15 protein-coding genes, 1 tRNA gene and 1 pseudogene are annotated in these 22165 nt (G+C 69.3%); 7 read left to right on the forward strand and 10 right to left on the reverse strand.

Features of this window, described 5'->3' with window-relative positions; all coding sequences use genetic code 11:
* The first annotated feature begins 11 nt into the window (after nt 1-11).
* Entirely contained in the window at nt 12-530 is a 519-nt protein-coding gene (locus tag RFN52_RS16675) for a GNAT family N-acetyltransferase (RefSeq protein WP_184847329.1), read from the forward strand.
* A gap of 33 nt (nt 531-563) precedes the next feature.
* Here the strand turns inward: RFN52_RS16675 and RFN52_RS16680 are convergent, their stop codons facing one another.
* Nucleotides 564-1349 (reverse strand): dioxygenase family protein, encoded by a 786-nt coding sequence (locus RFN52_RS16680; protein ID WP_184847331.1) that lies wholly within the window; start codon nt 1347-1349, stop codon nt 564-566.
* 89 nt (nt 1350-1438) lie between these two features.
* Between RFN52_RS16680 and RFN52_RS16685 the strand changes: the two genes are divergently transcribed.
* Nucleotides 1439-1972, forward strand: a complete 534-nt coding sequence (locus tag RFN52_RS16685; protein ID WP_184847333.1) for a MarR family winged helix-turn-helix transcriptional regulator — start codon at nt 1439-1441, stop codon at nt 1970-1972.
* A gap of 114 nt (nt 1973-2086) precedes the next feature.
* Here RFN52_RS16685 and RFN52_RS16690 read toward each other — a convergent pair whose 3' ends face one another.
* Nucleotides 2087-3628: an MFS transporter gene (locus RFN52_RS16690; protein WP_184847335.1), complete on the reverse strand. Its 1542-nt coding sequence runs from the start codon at nt 3626-3628 to the stop codon at nt 2087-2089.
* A gap of 300 nt (nt 3629-3928) precedes the next feature.
* Complete coding sequence (locus tag RFN52_RS16695) at nt 3929-4573, reverse strand: TetR/AcrR family transcriptional regulator (RefSeq protein WP_184847337.1); 645 nt, start codon at nt 4571-4573, stop codon at nt 3929-3931.
* A 273-nt stretch (nt 4574-4846) separates the two neighbouring features.
* Here RFN52_RS16695 and RFN52_RS16700 point away from each other — a divergent pair, with 273 nt between their 5' ends.
* The 3 genes from RFN52_RS16700 to RFN52_RS16710 all read left to right on the forward strand — a co-directional run bounded on the left by RFN52_RS16700 (nt 4847) and on the right by RFN52_RS16710 (nt 8334).
* The gene (locus RFN52_RS16700; protein WP_184853916.1) at nt 4847-6193 is read left to right on the forward strand and encodes a M6 family metalloprotease domain-containing protein; all 1347 of its coding nucleotides are present in this window, start codon (nt 4847-4849) and stop codon (nt 6191-6193) included.
* Between the two features lie 240 nt (nt 6194-6433).
* Nucleotides 6434-8134, forward strand: coding sequence for an IclR family transcriptional regulator domain-containing protein (locus tag RFN52_RS16705; RefSeq protein ID WP_311240970.1), 1701 nt, complete (start codon nt 6434-6436; stop codon nt 8132-8134).
* A gap of 124 nt (nt 8135-8258) precedes the next feature.
* A tRNA-Arg gene (locus RFN52_RS16710) sits at nt 8259-8334 on the forward strand.
* 66 nt (nt 8335-8400) lie between these two features.
* Here RFN52_RS16710 and RFN52_RS16715 read toward each other — a convergent pair.
* From RFN52_RS16715 to RFN52_RS16725, 3 genes are all read right to left on the reverse strand, one after another.
* Entirely contained in the window at nt 8401-9546 is a 1146-nt protein-coding gene (locus RFN52_RS16715) for a tyrosine-type recombinase/integrase (protein WP_184847339.1), read from the reverse strand.
* Nucleotides 9546-9743 (reverse strand): helix-turn-helix domain-containing protein, encoded by a 198-nt coding sequence (locus tag RFN52_RS16720; protein ID WP_184847341.1) that lies wholly within the window; start codon nt 9741-9743, stop codon nt 9546-9548. The genes RFN52_RS16715 and RFN52_RS16720 overlap by 1 nt, the downstream gene beginning before the upstream one ends.
* 457 nt (nt 9744-10200) lie before the next feature.
* On the reverse strand, nt 10201-11439 hold the full coding sequence (locus RFN52_RS16725; RefSeq protein ID WP_311240971.1) for an AICE element replication initiation protein: 1239 nt from the start codon (nt 11437-11439) through the stop codon (nt 10201-10203).
* 758 nt (nt 11440-12197) lie between these two features.
* On the opposite strand from RFN52_RS16725, the gene RFN52_RS16730 reads away from it, so the two are divergent.
* The gene (locus RFN52_RS16730; protein WP_184847343.1) at nt 12198-13265 is read left to right on the forward strand and encodes a beta-propeller fold lactonase family protein; all 1068 of its coding nucleotides are present in this window, start codon (nt 12198-12200) and stop codon (nt 13263-13265) included.
* Between the two features lie 437 nt (nt 13266-13702).
* Here the strand turns inward: RFN52_RS16730 and RFN52_RS16735 are convergent.
* Nucleotides 13703-14188: pseudogene (locus RFN52_RS16735) on the reverse strand (tyrosine-type recombinase/integrase); the annotation flags it as partial.
* Between the two features lie 480 nt (nt 14189-14668).
* Here RFN52_RS16735 and RFN52_RS16740 point away from each other — a divergent pair.
* A complete protein-coding gene (locus RFN52_RS16740) occupies nt 14669-14986 on the forward strand; it encodes a hypothetical protein (protein WP_184847345.1) in 318 nt (105 codons plus the stop codon).
* 151 nt (nt 14987-15137) lie between these two features.
* Here the strand turns inward: RFN52_RS16740 and RFN52_RS16745 are convergent, their stop codons facing one another.
* The 3 genes from RFN52_RS16745 to RFN52_RS16755 form a co-directional block, all read right to left on the reverse strand.
* The gene (locus RFN52_RS16745) at nt 15138-18074 is read right to left on the reverse strand and encodes a discoidin domain-containing protein (RefSeq protein ID WP_184847347.1); all 2937 of its coding nucleotides are present in this window, start codon (nt 18072-18074) and stop codon (nt 15138-15140) included.
* A 91-nt stretch (nt 18075-18165) separates the two neighbouring features.
* Nucleotides 18166-19638 carry a glycoside hydrolase family 32 protein gene (locus RFN52_RS16750; protein WP_184847349.1) on the reverse strand — a complete coding sequence of 491 codons (1473 nt, stop codon included), beginning with the start codon at nt 19636-19638 and terminating at the stop codon, nt 18166-18168.
* 197 nt (nt 19639-19835) lie between these two features.
* The gene (locus RFN52_RS16755) at nt 19836-22133 is read right to left on the reverse strand and encodes a glycoside hydrolase family 3 N-terminal domain-containing protein (protein ID WP_184847351.1); all 2298 of its coding nucleotides are present in this window, start codon (nt 22131-22133) and stop codon (nt 19836-19838) included.
* Nucleotides 22134-22165 lie beyond the last annotated feature (32 nt).

Below are 22165 nucleotides of genomic sequence, written 5' to 3' on the forward strand. Positions count from 1 at the left end.
AGGGAGGCTCGATGCTGTCGGAACGTACAGAGGTGCAGGTCAGGCCGGGAGTCGAGGGGGACCTCGACGCCCTCACGGCCCTCTACAACCACTATGTACGTGAGACGGCGATCACATTCGATACCGCGATTTTCACTCCGGAGGAGCGCCGCCCTTGGCTGCTCTCCCACCCTGAAGACGGGCCGCACCGCCTGATGGTTGCCACGACGGCGGACCCACAGGAGATTCTGGGCTACTCCACATCAAGCCCTTTCCGAACGAAGCCCGCCTATGCCACCTCCGTGGAGACGACCGTGTACGTCGCCCCGGACGCCGGCCGGCGCGGCATCGGCACACTCCTCTACACCGCCCTCTTCGAGGCTCTGTCCGGCGAGGACCTGCACCGCGCCTACGCGGGCATCGCGCTGCCGAACGAGGCGTCGGCCCGGCTGCACGAGCGCCTCGGCTTCCGGCACGTGGGCACGTACCGGGAGGTGGGCCGCAAGTTCGGCCGGTACTGGGACGTGGCCTGGTACGAGAAGCCGCTGTAGCCCCTTGGCGGGCACACCCGCAAGAGGTTCCTCTCAGCCGAACTGCACCGACCGCTTCGCCAGCCCCATCCAGAACCCGTCGATCACGGACTTCTGCGTGTCCAGCTCGCCGGCCGCGTCGGCCGCGCCCATCGTCACGAAGAGCGGGGCGAAGTGCTCGGTGCGCGGGTGGGCCAGCTGCCCCGCGGGGGACTTGCGGGTGAAGTCGAGCAGGGCGTCGACGTCACGCGCCTCCAGCGCCCGCCGGCCCCAGTCGTCGAACTCCGCCGACCAGGCGGGGATGCCGCCCTGCCGCAGCGCGGCCAGGTTGTGGGTGAAGAAGCCCGAGCCGACGATGAGCACGCCCTCGTCCCGCAGGGGGGCGAGCCTGCGGCCGATCTCCATGAGCCGAACCGGGTCGAGCGTCGGCATGGACACCTGGAGGACCGGGAGGTCGGCCTCCGGGTACATCTCGACCAGCGGGACGTACGCGCCGTGGTCGAGGCCGCGGTCGGGGACGTCCTGGACGGACATGCCGGGGGCGCGCAGCAGCTTGCGTACGGACTCCGCGAGCTCCGGTGCGCCGGGGGCGTCGTACTTCACCCGGTAGTAGTGCTCCGGGAAGCCCCAGAAGTCGTAGACGAGCGGGACGGTCTCGGTGGCGCCGAGGGCGAGCGGGGCCTCCTCCCAGTGGGCGGAGACGATCAGGACGGCCTTGGGGCGCAGCAGTCCGGCGGACCAGGCGGCCAGCTCACCGGGCCAGACCGGGTCGTCGGCCAGGGGCGGGGCGCCGTGGCTGAGGTACAGAGCGGGCATGCGCTCCTGGGTGGCGGCGGACATGCTGCGGCTCCTTCCAAAACGTGGTTCCCTACAAAACTGTACGGACCATTTGTTTAAAGTTCAAGGAGGAGCCACGTAAAGTGGAACGCATGAAGGCACCCGCATCCGCACCGACACCGGGCTCCGCCCAGGAGCCCCAGGAACCGCGCTGGCTCACCGACGAGGAACAGCACGTCTGGCGTTCGTTCATGGAGGGCGTCACCCTCCTCGACGACCATCTCGACCGTCAGCTGCAGCGCGACGCGGGCATGCCGCACGTCTACTACGGCCTTCTGGTCAAGCTGGCCGAGGCGCCGCAGCGACGGCTGCGGATGACCGAGCTCGCGATGCTGGCGAAGATCACCCGGTCCCGGCTCTCGCACGCCGTCGCGCGCCTGGAGAAGAACGGCTGGGTGCGCCGGGAGGACTGCCCCGACGACAAGCGGGGCCAGTTCGCCGTCCTCACGGACGAGGGCTACGACGTGCTGCGGCAGACCGCGCCCGGCCATGTGGAGGCAGTGCGCCAGGCGGTCTTCGACCGGCTCACCCCGCAACAGCAGAAGTCCCTCGGCGAGATCATGCGGATCGTCGCCGAGGGACTTCAGCCGGCCGAAGCGGGTGCGGACCTGCCCTGGCTCCGCTGACGCGGTCGCCGGGCAGGTCCTGGAATCCGCAGGTGCGAGGCGTCCCCTTCCTCGCACCTACGGTTGCCCGAAGGGGTACCTACGGATGGCCCGCAGGGGTGCGGTGCGCGGGCGTCAGTGGGCGACGACCGGGATCTGCACCTCGTCCGCCGCGTCCTCGCCTGAGGGCGCCACCGTCGTACCGCCCGGGCGGCCGGCGTTGACGAAGGTCAGGGCGATCGCGGCGGCCACCACGAGGATGCCGACGGCGAACCAGATGGCGCTGGTGTAGCCCTGCACCATGGCCTCCAGCTGGACCAGCTGCTGCTGGGACCGGCTGGTCGCCCCGGCGATATGGTCGGCGACGTACGCCGTCGTCGCCGAGGCGGCGATGGTGTTCAGCAGGGCCGTGCCGATCGCGCCGCCCACCTGCTGCGAGGTGTTGACCATCGCGGAGGCGACACCGGAGTCCCGCGGCTCGACGCCCTGGGTGGCCAGCGACATGGCCGGCATGAACGCCGTACCCATGCCGAGACCGAGCAGCAGCATCGCCGGCAGCAGCAGAGCGGCGTACGAGGAGCCGATCTCCAGCTGGGTCAGCAGCAGCATGCCGAGCGCGGCGACCAGGAAGCCGGGGCCCATCAGCAGGCGCGGCGCGACCCGGGTCATCAGGCGGGTGCCGATCTGCGTGGAGCCCGTGATCATGCCCGCGATCATCGGCAGGAATGCGAATCCGGTCTTGACCGGCGAGTAGCCCTTCACGATCTGCAGGTAGTAGGTCAGGAAGAGGAACAGGCCGAACATCGCGATGATCGCGAGACCGAGGGAGAGGTAGATCCCGCCGCGGTTGCGCTCGGTGATCACGCGCAGCGGCAGCAGCGGAGCCTTGACCTTGGACTCGACGAGCACGAAGGACGCCAGCAGCACGGCCGACGCGACGAACATGCCGACGGTCACGGAGTCGCTCCAGCCCTCGGACTCGGCGCGGGTGAAGCCGTAGACCAGGGCGACCAGGCCGAGGGTGGACAGGATCACGCCGGGGATGTCGAGCGGGGAGCGGTTGCGGCCGCCTTCCGGCTCACGGATGACGAAGTACGCACCGGCAGCGGCGACGATGGCGAACGGGATGTTCACGAAGAACGTCCAGCGCCAGTCCAGGTACTCGGTGAGGAAGCCGCCGAGGATCAGACCGACGGCACCGCCACCACCGGCGATCGCGCCGTAGATGCCGAACGCCTTGGCGCGCTCCTTGGCGTCGGTGAACATCACCGCGAGCAGGGAGAGCGCGGCGGGCGCGAGCAGGGCACCGAAGACGCCCTGGAGGGCACGGGCGCCGAACATCATCGCCTCGTTGGTGGCCGCGCCGCCGAGCGCGGAGGCCGCGGCGAAACCGCCCAGACCGACGACGAAGGCCTTCTTGCGGCCCCACAGGTCGGCTATCCGGCCACCGAACAGGAGCAGACCGCCGAAGGCGAGCGCGTAGGCCGTGACGACCCACTGCCGGTTGCCGTCGGAGATGCCCAGGTCCTGCTGGGCGGAGGGCAGGGCGATGTTCACGATGGTGGCGTCCAGGACGACCATCAGCTGGGCGAGCGCGATGAAGACCAGCGCTTTCCAGCGGCCGGCGTCCGGTTCTCTGGCCGGTGTGCCGAGCGTCTTCGAGGCTGTTTCAGACATGGGGATACCCACTTCGGGACTTCGTGACGGAAAAGGGTGACGAAAGGGACGGCTCGTGCGGGGACGGCCGCTGGGTCCTGGGACTGTCGTTCAGGGTTCGGATCGGTGGGGTTCGCACCGGCGGGGTTCAGACCGGTGGGGCGGTCTGAAACTCATCGGGCGGCAGCGATCGAACGAAGGGCGGAACCGGTCGGCCGGGACTGGCCGGACGGAATCGATAGGTCGGAACGGGTCGGGCTGGACGGATCGGGTCGGACGGATCGGGTCGTCGGGCTGGACGGTTCGGGTCGGACGGATCGGTCAGGGCCGGCGCAGGTCCTCCAGAGTCACGGCCGTGCCCGGGAGGGCGGAGCGGGCGGGGGCCCGCAGCCCGTCCAGGAACAGCTGAAGATGGCGGTGGACGAAGCGGTCGGCCCGGAAGCAGTCCGTACCGGCCGGGGGCCGGCTGAGCTGGGCCACGGCGATCATGACGTCCCCCACGTCCACGTCGGACCGGAGCTGCCCGGCCGACCTGGCGCGGTCCATGACCTCCGCGACCTGCCGCTCGACCCGTTCGCGCGCGGCCTCCAGATCCGGGTGGTGCTGGTCGAACGTGCTGGAGATCATCGGGCACAGCGCGCTGATCCGCTCGTCGGCGGCGGCGTGCACGAAGCGCTCCAGCGCCTCGAACGCGTCGCCGGTCTCGGCGAGCGCGGCCTCGGCGGCCGCGGTCGTACGGTCCATGACGGAGCAGACGACCTCGCGGACGAGCGCGTCGCGGTCCGGGAAGTTGCGGTACACCGTGGCGTTTCCGACGCCGGCCCGGCGGGCGATCTCGTCGAGCGGCACCTCGGGGCCGTGTTCGACGAACATCTCCCGGGCGGCGGTGACGATCCGCTCCCGGTTGCGCAGGGCGTCGGCGCGAGGCCGGGGCACCTTGCGCGCTTCGGGGGTGGCGGTCTGCACGGTGTACTCCTGACGAGTGAGGCGATCCGGGGACTGCATCCCCGTTTCAGTCGGACACATGGCTAAACGGGGAGTAGGTCCCCGGTATTTCCCGCTCCCGCAGAAAATGTTTGTGACCTGACTCACAAGCCGCTCCGGGCCCTACCGACGGGAAACCCACGATCGGTCTCTCCCAGCGCGCACCCCCTCACCCCGCGACGCAGGGTGATCGAAAGGGTGCAGCCGGAGACCGGTGGCTGCCGTGGCGCGGGAGGTCCCTTGCAGGTCCCTTGCATACAGCCGCGGCCACGGCGCCCCCGCCGGGACGGCACGGGGCCGCCCGGCCACCGGATACCCGGGCGCCGGCTGGCCGCCCTGGCCTGCGTGACCGCCCTGACCTTCACGGTCAGCACCTCGGCGGGCACCGGCCGACTCGCCCCGGGCGCCAGTACGGCGGGAGCGGGCCCCGTCACCCTGTCCCACACCTCCGCACACGGTCCCTGCATGATCCGCAGCACCCGCGAGATCCAGATGTCCGAGGGCATCCCCACCTCCGCCGGCTACACCCGCTCCACCGGCACCGTCCGCGCCCTCACCCTCATGATCGACTTCTCCGACGCCCCCGGCGAGGGTGCCGCCCTGGACCGCTTCCACGAGTTCTTCCCGCAGACCCGCGACTGGTTCCGCACCAGCTCCTACGGCCGCCTCGACTACCGTCCCGAGACCCCCGTCCCGGGGTGGCTGCGGATGCCGAAGTCCTTCCGCGAGTACGGCATAGAGAGGGGCTCTCCGTTCGAGCCCGGTTACCGCACCCTGGTCGAGGACCTGGTGGCCGCGGCCGACCCGAAGGTGGACTTCCGCGCCTACGACCTGCTGAACGTCCTGGTCACCCCGAACGCCGGCCCCTCCGCCCTGGACACGGTCCTGTCCGTCACCTTCGCCGGCAACCCGGAGGCACCCAGGGCCGACGGCATACCCCTGGCCAACGCCTCCTTCGTCTACTCCCGCCAGGACGACGGCTCCGGCTCCTACGACCGCACCGGCTACCGCGTCCTCCCCCACGAGAACGGCCACGTCTTCGGCCTGCCCGACCTGTACACCGCGGAGGGCGGGGGCGCGGTCGGCCACTGGGACATCATGAGCGAGGACTGGGGGGCCAACAACGACTTCCTCGGCTGGCACAAATGGAAGCTCGGCTGGCTCGACGCCGCCCAGGTCCACTGCGCGGCCTCCCCCGGCACCACCGAATACACCCTGACGCCCCTGGCCCTCTCCGGCGGCTCCAAGCTGGTCTTCGTCCCCCTGGACGACAGAACCGGCTACGCCGTCGAACTGCGCACCCGCGCCGGCAACGACGAGGCGGTGTGCCGCCCGGGCGTCCTGGTCTACCGGGTCGACGCGGAGGTGGACACGGGCATGGGCCCGGTCGCCATCATCGACTCCCACCGCGACAGCGGCGGCTGCACGCGCGCGGCGAACGTCCACGCGGAACTGTCGGACGCGCCGTTCACGCCCGGGGAGACGTTCCGTGACGCGAGGAGAGGGATCACGATCGAGGTGACGGGGGTGGGGGCGGGAGCGGTGGGGGCGGCGGGGGGCGGTGTGGAGGAGGGGTACCGGGTGCGGGTGACGAGGGGGTAGGGGGTGGGCGGTGGGGGTGGGCGCGGCACGCGGGAGGTTGGGGGGGGGACGGTCATCGCCCGGCACCCAGCCCCGCCCGGCACGGCCAACCGGCCATCCGACCGCCCGACCACCCGACCACCCGACCACCCGGCCGCCCTTTCCGGATTACGGTGGGCGTGACCGCGACCGTCGCGGTCGTCGCGGCCGCAGCGGCGTACCGGCTGTCATGGTCGTAGCGGCCGCCGTACCGGAGAACCGATGCCAGCGAAGCCCATGCCCGAGACGACTCCGGAGGAGTCCGCCCCCACGGCCGAGGAGGCCGACGAGAAGGGGCCGCCGGCCGAGGGGACTGCTGCCCTCATCGGTACCGGTACGGGTGGGGACGTCCCCGCGGAGGCGGTCGCTCCCCTCATCCGCGGCATCGCGGTACTGCGGGAACTGACGGAGGCGAACGGCACGCTGAGCCTGAGCGGCCTGGAACGGGCCACCGGTCTCGCCCGCTCCACGGTCGACCGCATCACGGCCACCCTCGCCCGCATGGGTTACGTCCGCTTCGACGGCCGGGACGTCCACCTGTCCCCCCGCCTGATGGAACTGGGCAACGCCTACCTGTCGGCCCTGCGCCTCCCCGCTCTGCTCTCCCCGTACGCGGACGCCCTGGCAGACGAACTGGACGAGTCGGTCTCCCTCGCGGTCGCCGACCAGGACGGCATCCGCTTCATCCACCAGGCGACCCGCCGCCGCGCGATGTCCCTCAGCTTCCGCATCGGCGACCTGCTCCCGGCCGAACGCACCGCCCCCGGACCGCTGTTCGCGACGGAGTGGACGGCCGCGGACTGGCAGCGCTGGCGGGATCGCAGGGCCGCGGACCCGAGGGACCTGTCCTTCACGGCCGTACCGCCACGGACCCACCGACCGGACACGCGCGACGACGACACCTTCGTCCGCCGCACGGAAGAGGCGTCCGCCCACGGCTGGTCCCTGGACGACCAGTTGATCGAGCCGGGGCTGGTGGCGATCTCGGTACCGGTCCGCGCCCCGGGAGCGGACCGCCGGATCGCCAGCGTGGCAAGCGTGGTCAGCCACACGAGCCGCCACACCGCACGCAACCTGCGCACCACCCTCCTCCCAAGGCTGCGGTCCACGGTCGAGGCGATGGAACGCGAACTGCGCGACACCCCGCCCCCCGAGCCCGGCCCGCCCCCCGCGGACCTGGCGCTCTGGACGGGCGCGTCCAAACAGCAACTGGGCCGTGAGTTCATCGAATCCCTGGCCCGGGGACTGACCGTCCTCACGGCCTTCGGCGAGGGCAGGGAGGAGCTGACCCTCACGGAGGTGGCCCGGGCGACGGGCCTGGCCCGTGCGACGGCCCGCCGGGCCCTGATCACCTACGAACACCTGGGCCTGGTGGCCCCGTCCGGCCGCACCTTCACACCGACCCCCCGGGTCCTCTCCCTCGGCTTCCCGCCCCTGTCCCGCACCACCCTGTCCGAGATCGCCCAGCCCCACCTGGCCGACCTGACGTCCCGCATCCACGAGTCGACGTCACTGGCGGTGCTGTCGGACTCCGGCGAGGAGATCCAGTACACGGCCCGGGTGACCACGGCCCGGGTGATGAGCGTGACCATCACGGTGGGCACACGCTTGCCGGCGTACGCGACGGCACCGGGCAGGGTCCTGCTGGCGGACACCCGTGACGAAGGGGCCCTGGCCTCGGTCCGCTCCCAGGGGTACGCCCTGGTGGACGAGGAGCTGGAAGAGGGCCTCCGCTCGGTCGCGGTCCCGATCCGCGACCGGTCGGGCCGGGTCGTGGCGGCCCTGAACACGGCACTGCACGCCAGCCGCCGCACCCCGAGGGAGTGCGTGACGGACCTCCTCCCGGAACTGACGGCGACGGCGACACGCATCCAGACGGACTTCCACGCGGCAGCGCGCTTCACCCACGTCCCGGCGTCCTGACTCCCCACCGCCCCGGCCCACACCTCTGACGCGACCCCCACACCCGCCCGACCCGCATCCGGTACGCTGACGCCTGTGGTCCTCCCAGACCACAGGCATGACGCTGCTTGCGTCCGATGCCACTGCCTTCGTAGCTCAGGGGATAGAGCACCGCTCTCCTAAAGCGGGTGTCGCAGGTTCGAATCCTGCCGGGGGCACCAGCCAAAAGGCCCCGGACCGATCATGGTCCGGGGCCTTTTGACGGCATCATTTGACGGCAGTCGCCTCTAGGCGGCCGGTCGGCGGCGCCTGAGCAGGCGGTCCATGTGGCTGATCGCCTCCCGTTGCGTGTCGTGCACGACGTGCGTGTACACGTCCATCGTGATGCTGATCTGACTGTGTCCGAGGATCTCCATGATGACTCGGGGCGCGACGCCGGCCGCCGTCAGCAGCGTGGCGCAGCCGTGCCGGGCATCGTGCAATCGGACCACCCGCAGCTCTGCGTCAGCGGCCACCCGCGTGAACGACCGGTAGACGTTCCGCGGCTCCACCGGCCGGCCGTTCCGTGTGGCGAAGACGTAGCCCTTCTCGTCCCACGCGATTCCGGTGCGCGCGAACGCTGCCCGTTGCCGCAGTCGGTGCCAGCGAAGCGGCGCGATGCACAGCGCGGGCATCGGAATCACTCGCCGACGGCGGCTCTTGGGGTCGTCGTCGTACAGCGTGCCGCGTCGGCGCTGCGTCTGCTGGCGTACGTGCAGCACCCGGTTGTCCAGGTCCCCACCCGACCAGCGCAGGCCCACCAGTTCACCGCGCCGTAGGCCCATGGCGATAGCCAGAACGAATGCGGCGTACAGCGGGTCTCGCCGTGCGGCCTCCAGGAACGTCAGCGTCTCTTCCAGGGTCCATGGACTGATGTCACGCTGCTTCACGCGGGGCGGTTCGACGAGCGATGCGACGTTCCGTGTGATGAGTTTCTCGCGCAGGGCCGCCGTGAGCGCGGTACGGAGCATGCGGTGCGCTTCCTTGGCGGTCGCGGCCGTAGTCGTGCTCTGCACGCGGGTGGTGAAGCGGCGCACGTCGGCGACGCTGAGCGACTCCAGCCGCTTGGTGCCCAGCAGAGGAACTAGGTAGCGGCGCACATGCATCTCGTACTTGTCGTACGTGCTCAGCTTGCGGCGCGGTTCGACGTACTGCGCCAGCCAGTACGGCAGCCACTCGGAGAGCTTCGCGGAGCGGGTAGGCGTCGGGATGCCCTGACGGGCGCGGCGCACCAGTTCCTGATGCTTCTCGTCGCACTCATCCCAGGTGTTGCCGTACACCGTCTTGCGAGCGCGGGTGCCGTCCGGCTGTGGAACGTACACACGGCCCTCGTAACGGCCGTCCTTTCGCTGCCTGATGCTCCCAGCACCGTTCGGGTTTCGCTTGCGCGCCATCAGGCGGCCTCCTCAAGACGGTTCTTCATGTACGTGGCCACCGCGTCCGCCGGGACGCGGCGCAAACGCCCTTCGGTGAAGCTCGGGAGCCGCTTGGACCGGATCAGGTCGTAGACCTTGAAACGGCTCATCCGCAGCGCGGTCATGACTTCGGGCACGGTCAGGGCCTGGTGGCTTGTGGGCAGGGGGGAGTTCATGTGGTGACTCCTCTGAGGTGGCCTGCGAACGGAGTTGCTTCCGGGACTTCTCAGGAGCCCGCGCCTGTCCGAGGTGTGGATTTCTGCGTCACAGCGTCACGTGCGTCAATCAGGCTTCTGACCTGCGGTTTCCGGTGACGCAGCGGGGTGAGCCCTGCGTCACCGATGACATGGGCGCTCGTCACCGGGTGACGCTGATGACGCAGGATTCACCGTCTGCGTCACCGCTTTCGCCGCAGGTCAGTGGCCATCTGACGGGCCCGTGGTGACGCAGTGACGCAGATCTTCCCTGCTTAGGAAAGAGAAAGGGGTGGTGTCTGTGGTCTTACGTCATCGCTCAGGGCTTTGAAGAACGGGCCGCTTCGCGGCACGACTTGGCAGGGCGGCTGTCGCCGCCGAAACGACAAGAGGAGCACCCCGGGCGAGGCATGCTCCTCTTGCCTGTCCGGGCGTACGGTCAGAATGCGGTCTGCTGCCAGGGCGGCGGGGGCGGGGCCTGGCGGCTGAGTTCGATGTAGCGGGCGGCGCTGGTGCGCCCCCAGTCGACCAGGACGCCACGGGCGGCCAGGGTGGGCTGGATGCGCCTCAGCCGGCCGGAGAGGACCTTGCCGGTGGTGGGCCAGCCCTTGGGCAAGGGGCGGCATTCCTCGCCGCTGTAGAGGGCGGTCAGAGCGTGCAGCCACTCCGCCGACGTCATCCGCTCTTCCGCGCCCGGGGTGAGTTCGGCGGCGTGCTTGAGGACCGTCTGCGCCAGGAGATCACCCTCGATCACGTCGTCGTTGAGATCGTCCAGGCTGGCCCGGTATGCCTCCAGCGTCCCGAAGCCGGTGGCGGTGTCGAGCTGCGCGCACAGATGGGCGAAGTCGGCCATGCGCAGATCGGTCGGGGTCTCGGCCTGTACCGCACGGACCTTGACGGTCAGGTCGAGCAGGGAGCCGAGGACGACGGGCAGGATCTCGGCGTACTCCGCCCACAGCTCCGCTTCGGTGCGCCGCACCCGGGGGCGTTCCAGGCGCAGGGTGAGGAGCCGTTCGGCGAGGTCAGGGCGGATGACACCGACGTCGATGCCGGTCAGCAGCATCGGGCGGCGGTAGCGGGAGCGGACGACGTCGCCGTCGGTGAACAGCGCGCGCTTGATGCTCTCAGCCCCGGTGATGATGCAGCACATGAGGTCGGACAGGTCCGGAGGCAGGTGAGAGAGGTTGTCCAGGGCGGTGATCCATCCGGCCGCGACCGCCGTGATCATGTTCTCTTCGTCCTTGGGCGCCCTGCGCAGGTCGCCGGTCATGCCCTCGATGATCCGCACGAGCATCCGCCCGGCGGGCGACTTGCCGGCGCCCTGAGGACCGGTGAGGAACGGGGCCGGTACGGGTGCGGACGGCTCCAGGCAGCCGATGAGCCACGCGATGGCGAGGGCTTCGGTCTTGGCGTCGGCGAAGTTGCACAGCCGCATCAGCAGGTCGATGCCCTTGCCGTTGGTGTCCTTGGCGGGCAGGGGGAGTTCCCCGGTGAGCTGGGTGCGCCGCCAGCACACCTCCTCGGGGTCGGGGACGCGGATGTCCCAGCCGGTGGGGTGGATACGGACGGATTGGCCGTCGTCGCGGCCGAGGTCGAGCCAGGTAGCTCCGTCGAATCCGGGGGCCACGCGGATGTGGGTGGGCGGTACCTGCTCGGTGAGGGCGAGTGCCTCGATCAAGGCTCGCTGCGCTCGCTGTCCGACCGGCTTTCCGTCAGCGAGGATCATTGCCATCCCAGCCGCCGCATCGCAGCCCGGCCACACGGGACCGGCCCTGCCCCATGCCCGCCATGCGCCCGAGTGGCCCCAGAAGACTTCAAAGACACCAGCACTCCCATGCCCGGGGGAGAGGCGGAAGCTCGGGAGAACACCACATTTGACGCATCGAACGTCTGCATTCCCGGCCTCCTGAACTGCGGTAGCAGTCTGATGCCGAGATCAGAGGTGCCGCGCACAGCGCGGCGGCGCCGGCCGGACGCCGCCGCGCTTGCCCCTCAATGTCTACGCCACCGGGGCCGCACGTCGTCGCCCGCCCGCGCCCACGAGGGGGCGAAAGACCCGCCGGGGGTGGGGACGGACGGCTCCACGGCTTTACCCACACTCCCCGATCCGGGACCCGCGTCGAGCAAGACCAGGGGGCCACTCGGACACATTGCGGGCAGCGGACAAGCCTGCCCGAGTAGCCAGTGAGCGTACGGCCCCCTGATCATGCACGACCCCAAACCCGGGCAGGACACCGGCCAAAGCCGTTACGCCGACCTGATCTCTCATCAACCGAAACGGTGATCTCGGCGATCCGTTCGGCCGTGCCTGCCTGGCAGGGCGCCAAAGCCGACTTGAGGATGCTAGTGGCCGATCACCTACAGCCGCGCATAGCCCGGCAGCCGTACCCGGCCAGCTTTGACTATCAGACGCTGCAGCCCAGTCAGGAGATGCGCATGCACACCACCCGAGACGAGTGCACCCAAATTCGCGAGCGACGTAGGAATCAGAAGTCGAAGCGGGGACGTCCCTTGCGGCGCACATGGGTGGTGGGGGCCCTGGCGGCACTGTGCACCGCACTGATGCCCAGCGTTGCCCCGCATGCATCGGCAGACGGGCATTCAGGCCGGCAGCGCGACACCGCCTACGTGGCCAACGCCGGTGACGACACCGTGTCGGTGATCAGTTCCACTACCAATCAGGTGATCGCCACCGTCGGCGTTGGCGACAGCCCGTTCGGGGTGGCGGTAGACCCGCCCCGGGCCCGCGCCTACGTGACCAACGCCGTCGACGGCACCGTGTCGGTGATCAACACCAGAACCAACCGAGTGGTCGGACCGCCCATCACCGTCGGCGGTGGCCCGTCGGCGGCGGCGGTGGACTCATCCCGTGCCCGCGCCTACGTGGTCAACGGCAACGACGGCACCGTGTCGGTGATCAACACCAGAACCAACCGGGTGATCGCTACCATCCCCGTCGGCACCAACCCCGGGGCGGTGGCGGTGGACCCGTCCAGTGCCCGCGCCTACGTCACCAACGAGCCGGACAACACCGTGTCGGTGATCGACACCAGCACCAACACGGTGATCGCTACCATCCCCGTCGGCACCGACCCGGCCGGGGTGGCGGTGGACCCGTCCATTGACCGCGCCTACGTCACGAACTTCACCGACGGCACCGTGTCGGTGATCGACACCACCAACAACACGGAGATCCTGCCCCGTATCCCCGTCGGCGGCGGCCCGCTCGGGGTGGCGGTGGACCCGTCCATTGACCGCGCCTACGTCACGAACTTCACCGACGGCACCGTGTCGGTGATCGACACCACCAACAACACGGAGATCCTGCCCCGCGTCACCGTCGGCGACGGCCCGCGCGGGGTGGCGGTGGATCCGCCCCGTGACCGCGCCTACGTGACCAACTTCCTCAGCCCGAACACCGTTTCGGTGATCGACACCAGTACCAACCAGGTGATCGCCACCACCACCGTCGGCAACAACCCGTTCGGCGTCGCTGCCTTCTAACAGCCGCTAGAGCTACGGATCAGAGGGTAGCCCTGCCCTTCCCGTGCCCGTTGTGTTCACTCCAATGGCTGCGTGACAACACCGACGTACGCCGACGGGCGCGCGTGGACCGTCAGCGCAGGTAAGCGCCACGGCAGCCCTAGACAGAGCGTCCACCCATCTTGCTTCGGGACAAAAAGGTCGCCATTGAAGCGGGCTAAGGGAAAGTGACGGCAGCCTTTGACGGCAACACCAGCGCACGTTGCCGTACTGGGAGGACCATCCGCACACCATTCGCAGGGGACGGGCAAGCCTTACCACTGCCCAGCGGAACGCCCGGATGATCTCCTAAAGCGGGTGTCGCAGGTTCGAATCCTGCCGGGGGCACCAGCCAAAAGGCCCCGGACCGATCATGGTCCGGGGCCTTTGACATCTACTTCTGACATCAACGCGGGCGGTCACTCGCGGATGCGGCGTCTCCTGAGCAGGCGGTCCATGTGGCTCATGGCTTCGCGCTGCGTGTCCTGGACGACGTGGGTGTAGGCGTCCATCGTGATGCTGATCTGGCTGTGCCCGAGGATCTCCATCTCCACGCGGGGCGCGACTCCGGCCGCCGTGAGGAGGGTGGCCGTCCCGTGGCGAGCGTCGTGCAGCCGGATCACGCGGAGGCCGGCGGACTCGGCGACGCGGGTGAAGGAGCGGTACAGGTTGCGCGGCTCGACGGGGCGGCCGGTTCGGGTGGCGAACACGTTGTCCGACTCCTGCCACCTCTCCCCCGCTTTGGCGCGAGCGTTCGTCTGCCGTAGGCAGTGCCAGCGCAGGGGCGCGATGCAGAGGGCGGGCAGAGGGACTGCGCGACGACGGCGGCTCTTGGGGTCGTCGTCGTACAGGACGCCACGGCGGCGCTGGACCTGGTGGCGGACGTACAGGACACGGTTGTCAAGCCCCGGCTGCGCTCCGCTCCGCCGGGCGCGCTTCCCGGCTCCGCTCCGGGCGCCGCTCCTGCCTTCGGCCCGCTCCGCCCGGGCTGCGCCGACGTGCGCCCACATGTGAAACAGGCCGGGTCATGAGTCGAGACCGCAGAGCGCGGCAACACTCAAGGCATGCCTCCGGCGGGGGCGCTCAGGCTCCGAGATGGCGGGGGCGCCGCTTGCGAGTGCCCCCGCCGGAGTAGTGGCGTGCGCGGGGAGCTCCCATCCCGTCTGCCATCGACCCAGGCAGAGCCGAGCAGACGCGGCCCCTGTCGTCCAGGTCGTTCGTACAGTGGCGCGCTCCGCCTGGACGCCAGGAACCACGCCCGCTCCACGGTGTGTGGGTCGACGGCAGACGGGATGGGAGCTGGGGTGAGCGGTGGGCAAGGAGGGGGTGGCCAGGTAACCGGCCTGGTCACAGCGCCACGAAGATCAGCCGATACGCTCCCGGTCATGACGGCATCTCCGACGGGCTCCGAGGCAGTCCGCCCGACTGCACTGGGTGGCGTCTCCTTGGCCTCGCTGGGTGTCTTCCTCCTTACCTGGGCGCTCTGCTGGGTGAACGCGTACGTCGTTAATGACGACCTGCCGAACACCTGCGGCGACTTGCGTCGGCAGAGCTTTCCGCCGGAGGTGGCATGCGCGTCAGCGGACGGCACGCTCACGGGTGCGAACGCTGGCTGGGTCGAGGCCCTGTTCTTCGCCTCGCTCGTGGTGTTCGTGCTGCTCGCGAGCATGGTGCTGGCGCTCGCGTCCGTCCGCAGGAAGTGACGCGTACGGCCCAGATCCCGTGCCCCAGCCGTGCCCGATCGAGCGGGGAACACCGGGGAGCGTCGGGCACTCACGGCCTGTTCTCGCAGGCCAAAGGAACTTTCCCTGCGGCCGGGGCAAGGTCGACGACCCCCCTCATGAGGACCTGAGGTCAGTTGTAGACGTTGAATTCGGCGACTGACCACCAACTACGCGCAACATTGCCGGTATTGACGACCTTGATGTAGCGAGCTGTTTGCGTCGGGAAGGAGATCAGGTGGACTCGCTGGCCGTCCGCTACGGAAGAGACCTTGGTCCAGTCGGTTCCATCCGTGGACACGTGTACGTCTGCGCTCCGCGCGTAGTCGCTTACGCTGGCGCCGACATCCAGCACGATCTTGTCGAAGGTCTGCGTCTGCGCCATGTCCACTTGGATCCAGAGACCGTCGTACTGCCCTGTCCCGGAGCTGTATCGAGTGTCGGAATTACCGTCGAGCATGTTTCCGGGTGCATCCCACTGGCTTGCATCCGAGGCCGTTGCGGTCCAGCCTGTGCGTGGCAGCGCGGGGCCCAGGTCGATGACGTCGAACGATGCTCCGCCTGCGTCCGCTCCGCCGGCTCCCTTCACGGAGACCTTGACCTTCCCCGCCGGCATCCCCTTGGGAACGTAGGCGGTGATGCTCGTGTCCGACCAGGTGTCTATTTCGGCATAGCTCGATCCGAAGTAGACCGTACCCAGCCCCTGTGAGTCACCGAAACCAGAACCGCGGATCGTGAACTTGGAGCGCGGCGTGCCTCGTTCCGGCTTCAGATCGCCGAAGGCCGGCGAGGGGAGGCTCGACAGCTTCCTGGTGGTGAACATCGCCGAGGTGCCGGCCGGCAGCGTATAGGTGTACGAACCGTCGTCGGACGTCTTGAAGCTCTTGCTGTCGGTGGTCCCGTTGAAGACCGCGGTGACCTGCTCCCCCTTCTTGCTGGTCCAGGTCTTCAGTCGGAGGCCGTTCGATACCGCTGTCGGAGCCGTGATCGAGCCGGTTCCGCGTGCGGACCCGTACACCTCGATGTCGCCGATGGCCCACCAGAATCCGGATGCCGCAGTACTGACGATGCGAATGTACTGCGCCGTTCGGGTCGGCAGTGCGACGGCTATCTTCCCGATGGCCCCGCTGCCGCTCGCGATCGCGCTGCCCCAGTCGACACCGTCGTCGGAAACGTAGATCTGGTACTTCGTGACGTAGTCGAACGAGTTGTTCACGCCGGTGTCGAAGACGATCTTGTTGAAGCTCGTGGGGCTCCCCAGGTTGATTTGGAACCAGTCGCCGCTCGTCGTCCCGTGCCCGAGGCTCCACCTGGTGTCGATGTCGCCGTCGATCGCGTTGGCCGCCACACCCCAGTCCGGCTGTGCGGAAGCCGTGGCGGTCCACTTGCCGCGGCTCAGTGCCCTTCCTGTCGTCCGGACGGAAGCTCCGATCGGCAGGGAGTAGGTGACCAGCTTGTCTCCGGTGCGAACGGTGTTCTGGTGGGGCAGCAGTGCCGGGTCGTACGTGACGGTGACCGGACCGGACGCCGACGTGAACGTGAAGTCGTGTGTCGGGTCCGAGACCTTGGCTGCCGCGGGGGTGTGGCCGCTCCGCGAGGGTCCGGAGTACGTGAAGGTGACGGCGTCGCCGGCGTTCAGGATGTAGTCGAACGAGTGCGTCCCGTCCGCGACACTGAAGGTCCTCGCCGTCTTTCCCGAGTTGTGTGCGATCAGGACCTTCGATCCGTCCGGGTTCCGGAACGCGACGTTTTCTATGCTGCCTTCCCCGAAGGTGTTCGAGTAGATCCGGCGCGCTCCGGGCTTGACGAACCTGCTGGCGTGGGCGAGGGCGTGGTAGTCCACGTTGTAGGACACCCGCCCGCCGTCCGGATCGATGGTGAGCAGGCCCCGAAGCATGGGTATGCCGGCCGTGTCGCTGTTGAGTGGGCCCCGGTCGGGGTCGAGTGCAATGTTCCACAGCATCACCCCGTTCGCCCAGTTGCGCGTCCCGTTGATGATCCACGTACCCAGTGCTTCGCTGAACGCCGTCTGGTTGCTGTCCTGCCACACGCCTCCGGTGGCTTCCGTGATGAAGGTTTCCTTGCTCGGGTAGTCGTTGTGGACCACCGTCTGGTAGGTCGGGTTGCCGCTGTAGATGTGCCATCCGGTTCCCGCGGTGTACTTGGAGGCTGCGGGGTCGCTGAAGATCGTCTCCGGGTACGAGGGCACGTCCCAGTTGTGGTCCCAAGCCAGGATCTTCGTGGAGATTCCGTTGGCTTCGAACGCCTTGCCGATCTTATTGATCAGCTCGGCTTCCTGGTACGCGGACAGGAACATTCCGGGCCAGGTCGGAGTACCCATGGGTTCGTTCTGCGGGGAGATGTAGGAGATGGGCACGCCGGCTTCGCCATAGGCCCGCACGAACTTGACGAAGTAGTCGGCGAGCGCGGAGACGTACTCGCTCTTGAGGGTGCCTCCGATCATGGAGTCGGAGGTCTTCATCCAGCCTGGTGGGCTCCACGGGTTGGCCATGACCTTGAGGGACGGGTTGAGTGACAGGGCCTGCCGCAGGGCCGGAATGATGTACGGAACGTCATGCTTGACGGAGAAGTTGGACAGCGTCGGGTCTGTCTGGCCGGCGGGCATGTCGTCGTAGGAGTAGCTTCCGGACGCGTTGAAGTCCGTAGCGCCCATCGGAGAGCGGAGCAGGCTGAGGCCGATTCCCTTCGAGGGATCGAAAAGCTTCCTCATGAGCTTGGTCCGCTCGGCAGAGGACAGCTTGTCGATGAGCCAGGCGGAGGAGTCGGTCATGGCCGCGCCGAAGCCGTGGACCTTCTGGTATTCGACGCTGTCGTCGATCCTGATCGTCAGCGGATTGGTCGTCCTCCTCGCCTTGAACAGCACATCGTCCTGGTCGGCGACCCACTTGTCGGCCGATACGTCCGTCAGCCACACACGCACGGAGTTGTCACGTGTGGCCTGCTTCAGCGGCGGGGCGGCGACGGCATTCCGGGAAACCTGGCTCCACGCGGCGGCGACACCGACCGCGGTGGCCAGGAACCGGCGACGTCCGAGACCATACGATTTCATGGAAGATCCTCCTTCGGACCAGCTTGTTCAGTACTTGGGGGAGGGGTGGGACACGGTGCCGAGGTGGGGGATCGACCGATTGGAGTCGGCGCTACGGCGACGTCGGCGCCGATTCCGCGGCGCTGGTGCTCGGTTCCTTGATCATGAGCGGGTGCAGTTCCCAGGCGTCGACCGCGAAGCCGAGGCGAGTCCCCGGCGCGGTGCGGGCCTGTAGTCGCCATGGGCTCTGCCCTGTGGGGTAGAAGCGCAGGGTGAGGACCTGACCGGTGGTGGTCAGAAAAATCTCGACGATGGAGTGGTCGACGACCACGCGCAGATCGACGGGTCGGTCTGCCGGGCAGGGCATCCGGTGGGAGCCGCCGCGGGCCCGGCTGTCCAGTGACGCGTGGTCACGGTCGACGACCAGGTCGCCCGCATCGACGTCGAGACGGATGTCGAGGTACTCGGCGCCGTCCGGGGTGGTGACCAGCCGCAGAGCGGCGTTCCCGGTCGGCTCCAGGCAGACCGTCAGGTCGAAGGCGCGGCCCACCGTGCCCAGGTCCACCGGCTGTGGGCCGTCCGTCGCGCCTGCGGAGTGGAGGGTGTGCCGACCGCGCAGGCCGAGCAGTTCGGCGGCGGGCCGCTGGCGCAGTGTGCCGTCGTCGTGGACATGGACCTCGCGGGGCAGCGTGAGGACGCCGGCCCATCCGTCCGCGACGGCCCAGGTCTCGTCGCGCGCTTCCCACGCCCAGTTCCACAGCAGCCACCGGTCGCCCGGTGCGTGCAGCAGGGCCGGTGCGTAGCAGTCTGGGCCGTGGTCGGCGGGGACCGCCGGGCCGGCTGCGAAGTGGCCCTCGTGCTCCTCGCCGATCAGGGCCGCGACGCTCAGCGGGCCGGTGGGTTCGGTCCATGTACCGAAGATGAGGGCGCCGTGCCCGTCGGCCGCCGGAAGGTACTGGGGGCACTCCCAGCCCTCGCCGGAATGCAGTGCGGTGCCGCCTACGGGCTCCGGGTGACGGGCCGCGAAGGGCCCCCGGCACGTCCACGTCTCCAGATCCGGCGAGTCGTACAGGAGGGCGGCGGCGCGGCCGTCCGCGAGGGCGGCGCCGACCAGCATCCGCCAGAGGTCGCCGTCCTGCCAGACATACGGGTCGCGGTACATGGCGCAGCCCTCGGGCAGCTCGGGGATGAGCAGTTCGCCCCGCGGGGTGAAGGTGCGGCCGCCGTCGTGTGAGACGGCGGTGGTGACCGGCTGGTGCTGGAAGGAGCGGTCCTCGCGGTGCGCGGAGTAGAAAGCGACCAGCCGTTCGCCGTCGGAGACGGCGTTGCCCGAGAAACATCCGTCGGCGTCCGGGCCACCTGGGGTCGGGGAGAGGGCGACCGGCAGTGGCTCCCAGGTCAGCAGGTCGGGGCTGCGGAAGTGGCCCCAGTGCAGGTTCGCGTGGGTCGCTCCGTACGGGTTGTACTGGTAGCAGACGTGGTAGTGGCCGTCGTGGAAGACCAGTCCGTTGGGGTCGTTGATCCAGTTGTGGGGCGGGCGCAGGTGCGCCACGGGGCGGTGCGGATCGCGGGGTGTGGTGGACACACGCGTGCCTTTCGGTATGTCTTGGTCCCGCCCCGCCGGCCCTCGATTCGGCGGGGCGGCTGGGCCGGCGGGGCGGGGGTCTTCGAGCCCGCGTACGGCCTTGTGGTCCGGATGCGGTCAGGTCCGGATGCGGTCAGGTCCGGATGCGGTCAGGTCCGGATGCGGTCAGGTCCGGATGGGGTCGGGGCCGGTTGCGGTCAGCCTCGGATGCGGAATCCAGCGCTCAGCTGCTGCTCCCGTCGGGAGCTGGGCCCGACCCGGAGTGCGAACTCGCCCGGTTCGACCACGCGGCGGTTGTCGGCCGTGACGAGTGAGCACTGCGCGGCAGGGATGCTGACGTCGGCGTCCAGGCTTTCTCCGGGAGCGATTTCGACCTGGGTGAACGCCTTCAGCTCCTGCTCGGCCCAGGTGACGCTGGTGGTCAGGTCGCTGATGTACGCCTGGACCGTCTCCAGGGCGGGACGGCTGCCGCTGTTGGTGAGTCGTACCGTCGCGTGGACTGTGCCGTCGGCGGGGACGTCCGGGTCGTGCACGACGAGGTCGGAGTAGGTGACGGTGGTGTAGGTGAGGCCCTCGCCGAACGCGAACAGGGGGTCCTGGGTGAGGTCGGCGTAGCGGTTCCCGTGCTGGCCCCGCACCTGGTTGTAGAAGACCGGCTGCTGCCCGACGTGCCGTGCGAAGGAGACGGGCAGCCGGCCGCTGGGTTCGATGAGTCCGAGGAGCAGTTCGGCGACGGCGCGGCCACCGCGCATGCCCGGGTTGAACGCCTCGATGAGCGCGGCCGCGTTCAGTGCCGAGTCCGGGAGGGTGCTCGGCTTGGACTGGGCGAGTACGACGATCATGGGTGTGCCGGTGGCGGCGACCGCGTCCAGCAGTGCGATCTGGCCTCCCTGGAGGTCGAGCGTGGCCGTGGAGCGCACCTCTCCGGTGAGGGCGATGGTGTCCCCCACGACCACGACGGCGTAGTCGGCGGCCTCGGCGGCGGCGACGGCCTCCGCAAGTTGCGCCTGGTCGACGGGGGCGGGGGTGAAGACGTCCGGCTGCGGTTGGCCGTCCGGGCCGAGGGACCACCCGGCGTCCCGGACGGGGCTTGCGATGTCGGCTCCGCGTGCGTACGCGATGGTCCACTCGGCGGGCGCGACGGCGCGAAGGCCGTCGAGCACCGTCTCCACCGACTCCCGTGGATGGCCTTCGGGCATCCACGGGACCTGGCCGGTGGCGCCCGCCCAGTCGCCGAGCATGGCTTCCGTGCTGTCGGCGTTGGGGCCGATCACCGCGATCGTCCGCGGAGTACCCCCGCTCACTGCGCGGCCGGTTCCGTCCGAGGTCAGCCCGCCTTCCAGGGGCAGGATTCCTTCGTTACGCAGCAGCACCAGGGAGCGGCGGGCGGTCTCCAGGTTGAGGTCGGCGTGGGCACGGCAGCCGATCACCTGGGCCTGCCGCTCGGGATCGGGGGTGCGCGGGTCCTCGAAGAGCCCGAGTTCGAACTTCAGCCGCAGCACCCGCCGTACCGCGTCATCGATCTGCTTCTCCTCGACCAGGCCGCGGGCGACCGCCTCCTGCGCGCCCTCGAAGAAGGCGGGGGTGGCCATGACGAGGTCGTTCCCGGAGTTGACGGCGACCGCCGCCGCCTCGGCGTAGTCGGCGCAGGTCCGCTGGTCGTAGACCATCCGGCCGACGTTGTCCCAGTCGGTCACCAGCGTGCCGGTGAATCCCCACTCGCCCTTGAGCACACCGTTGATCAGCCACTCGTTCGCGGTGATGGGCACCCCGTCGATCGACTGGTACCCGAGCATGAACGCGCGGCAGCCGGCCCGGACCGCCTGCTCGAACGGCGGCAGGAACCACGAGCGCAGCTTGCGCGGGCTGAGATCGGCCTCGCTCGCGTCACGCCCGCCGAGGGTCTCGGAGTAGCCCGCGAAGTGCTTGGCGTACGCCAGCACGGCGGTCGGGTCGCCGAGGCCCTCGCCCTGATAGCCGCGCACCATCGCCGCCCCGAGTTCACCGATCAGGAACGGGTCCTCGCCGAACGTCTCGTTGATCCGGCCCCAGCGCAGGTCCCGGGTGATGCACAGCACCGGGGAGAACGTCCCGTGGATTCCGGTCGCCGCGATCTCGGTCGCGGCCGCGCGGGCCACCCGGTGGAGCAGGGCCGGATCCCAGGCACAGGCCATGGCCAGCTGGGTCGGAAAGATCGTCGCCCCGGGCCAAAACGAGTGACCGTGGATGCCGTCGTCGGCGGTCAGCAGCGGAATGCCGAGCCGCGTCCGCCGGGCCAGTTCCATGGCCTGCGGCATCAGGTCGGGTGACACGTGCAGGACCGATCCGGCCAGCTTGGCCGACACGATGTCCGCCAGGTCCCCGTGTTGCGCGTCGAGCATCAGCAACTGCCCGACCTTCTCCGGCAGAGTCATCCGTGACAGCAGGTCTTCGGTTCTCGCTTCCACGGTCGCTTCCGGGTCCAGGTACACGGTGGTGCGGACCGGCTGTCCCACGTTTAACTCCCAGTGATGAGTGGTGAGGGGCG

This window comes from Streptomyces collinus (assembly GCF_031348265.1).
Lineage (GTDB): Bacteria > Actinomycetota > Actinomycetes > Streptomycetales > Streptomycetaceae > Streptomyces > Streptomyces collinus.

What these genes read in the sequence shown, in the direction of transcription:
- RFN52_RS16685 (WP_184847333.1), top strand. Translation starts at nt 1,439, where the DNA reads ATGAAGGCACCCGCATCCGCACCGACACCGGGCTCCGCCCAGGAGCCC.
- RFN52_RS16730 (WP_184847343.1), top strand. Translation starts at nt 12,198, where the DNA reads ATGCACACCACCCGAGACGAGTGCACCCAAATTCGCGAGCGACGTAGG.
- RFN52_RS16675 (WP_184847329.1), top strand. Translation starts at nt 12, where the DNA reads ATGCTGTCGGAACGTACAGAGGTGCAGGTCAGGCCGGGAGTCGAGGGG.
- RFN52_RS16690 (WP_184847335.1), bottom strand. Translation starts at nt 3,628, where the DNA reads ATGTCTGAAACAGCCTCGAAGACGCTCGGCACACCGGCCAGAGAACCG.
- RFN52_RS16745 (WP_184847347.1), bottom strand. Translation starts at nt 18,074, where the DNA reads ATGAAATCGTATGGTCTCGGACGTCGCCGGTTCCTGGCCACCGCGGTC.
- RFN52_RS16705 (WP_311240970.1), top strand. Translation starts at nt 6,434, where the DNA reads ATGCCAGCGAAGCCCATGCCCGAGACGACTCCGGAGGAGTCCGCCCCC.
- RFN52_RS16680 (WP_184847331.1), bottom strand. Translation starts at nt 1,349, where the DNA reads ATGTCCGCCGCCACCCAGGAGCGCATGCCCGCTCTGTACCTCAGCCAC.
- RFN52_RS16740 (WP_184847345.1), top strand. Translation starts at nt 14,669, where the DNA reads ATGACGGCATCTCCGACGGGCTCCGAGGCAGTCCGCCCGACTGCACTG.
- RFN52_RS16720 (WP_184847341.1), bottom strand. Translation starts at nt 9,743, where the DNA reads ATGAACTCCCCCCTGCCCACAAGCCACCAGGCCCTGACCGTGCCCGAA.
- RFN52_RS16715 (WP_184847339.1), bottom strand. Translation starts at nt 9,546, where the DNA reads ATGGCGCGCAAGCGAAACCCGAACGGTGCTGGGAGCATCAGGCAGCGA.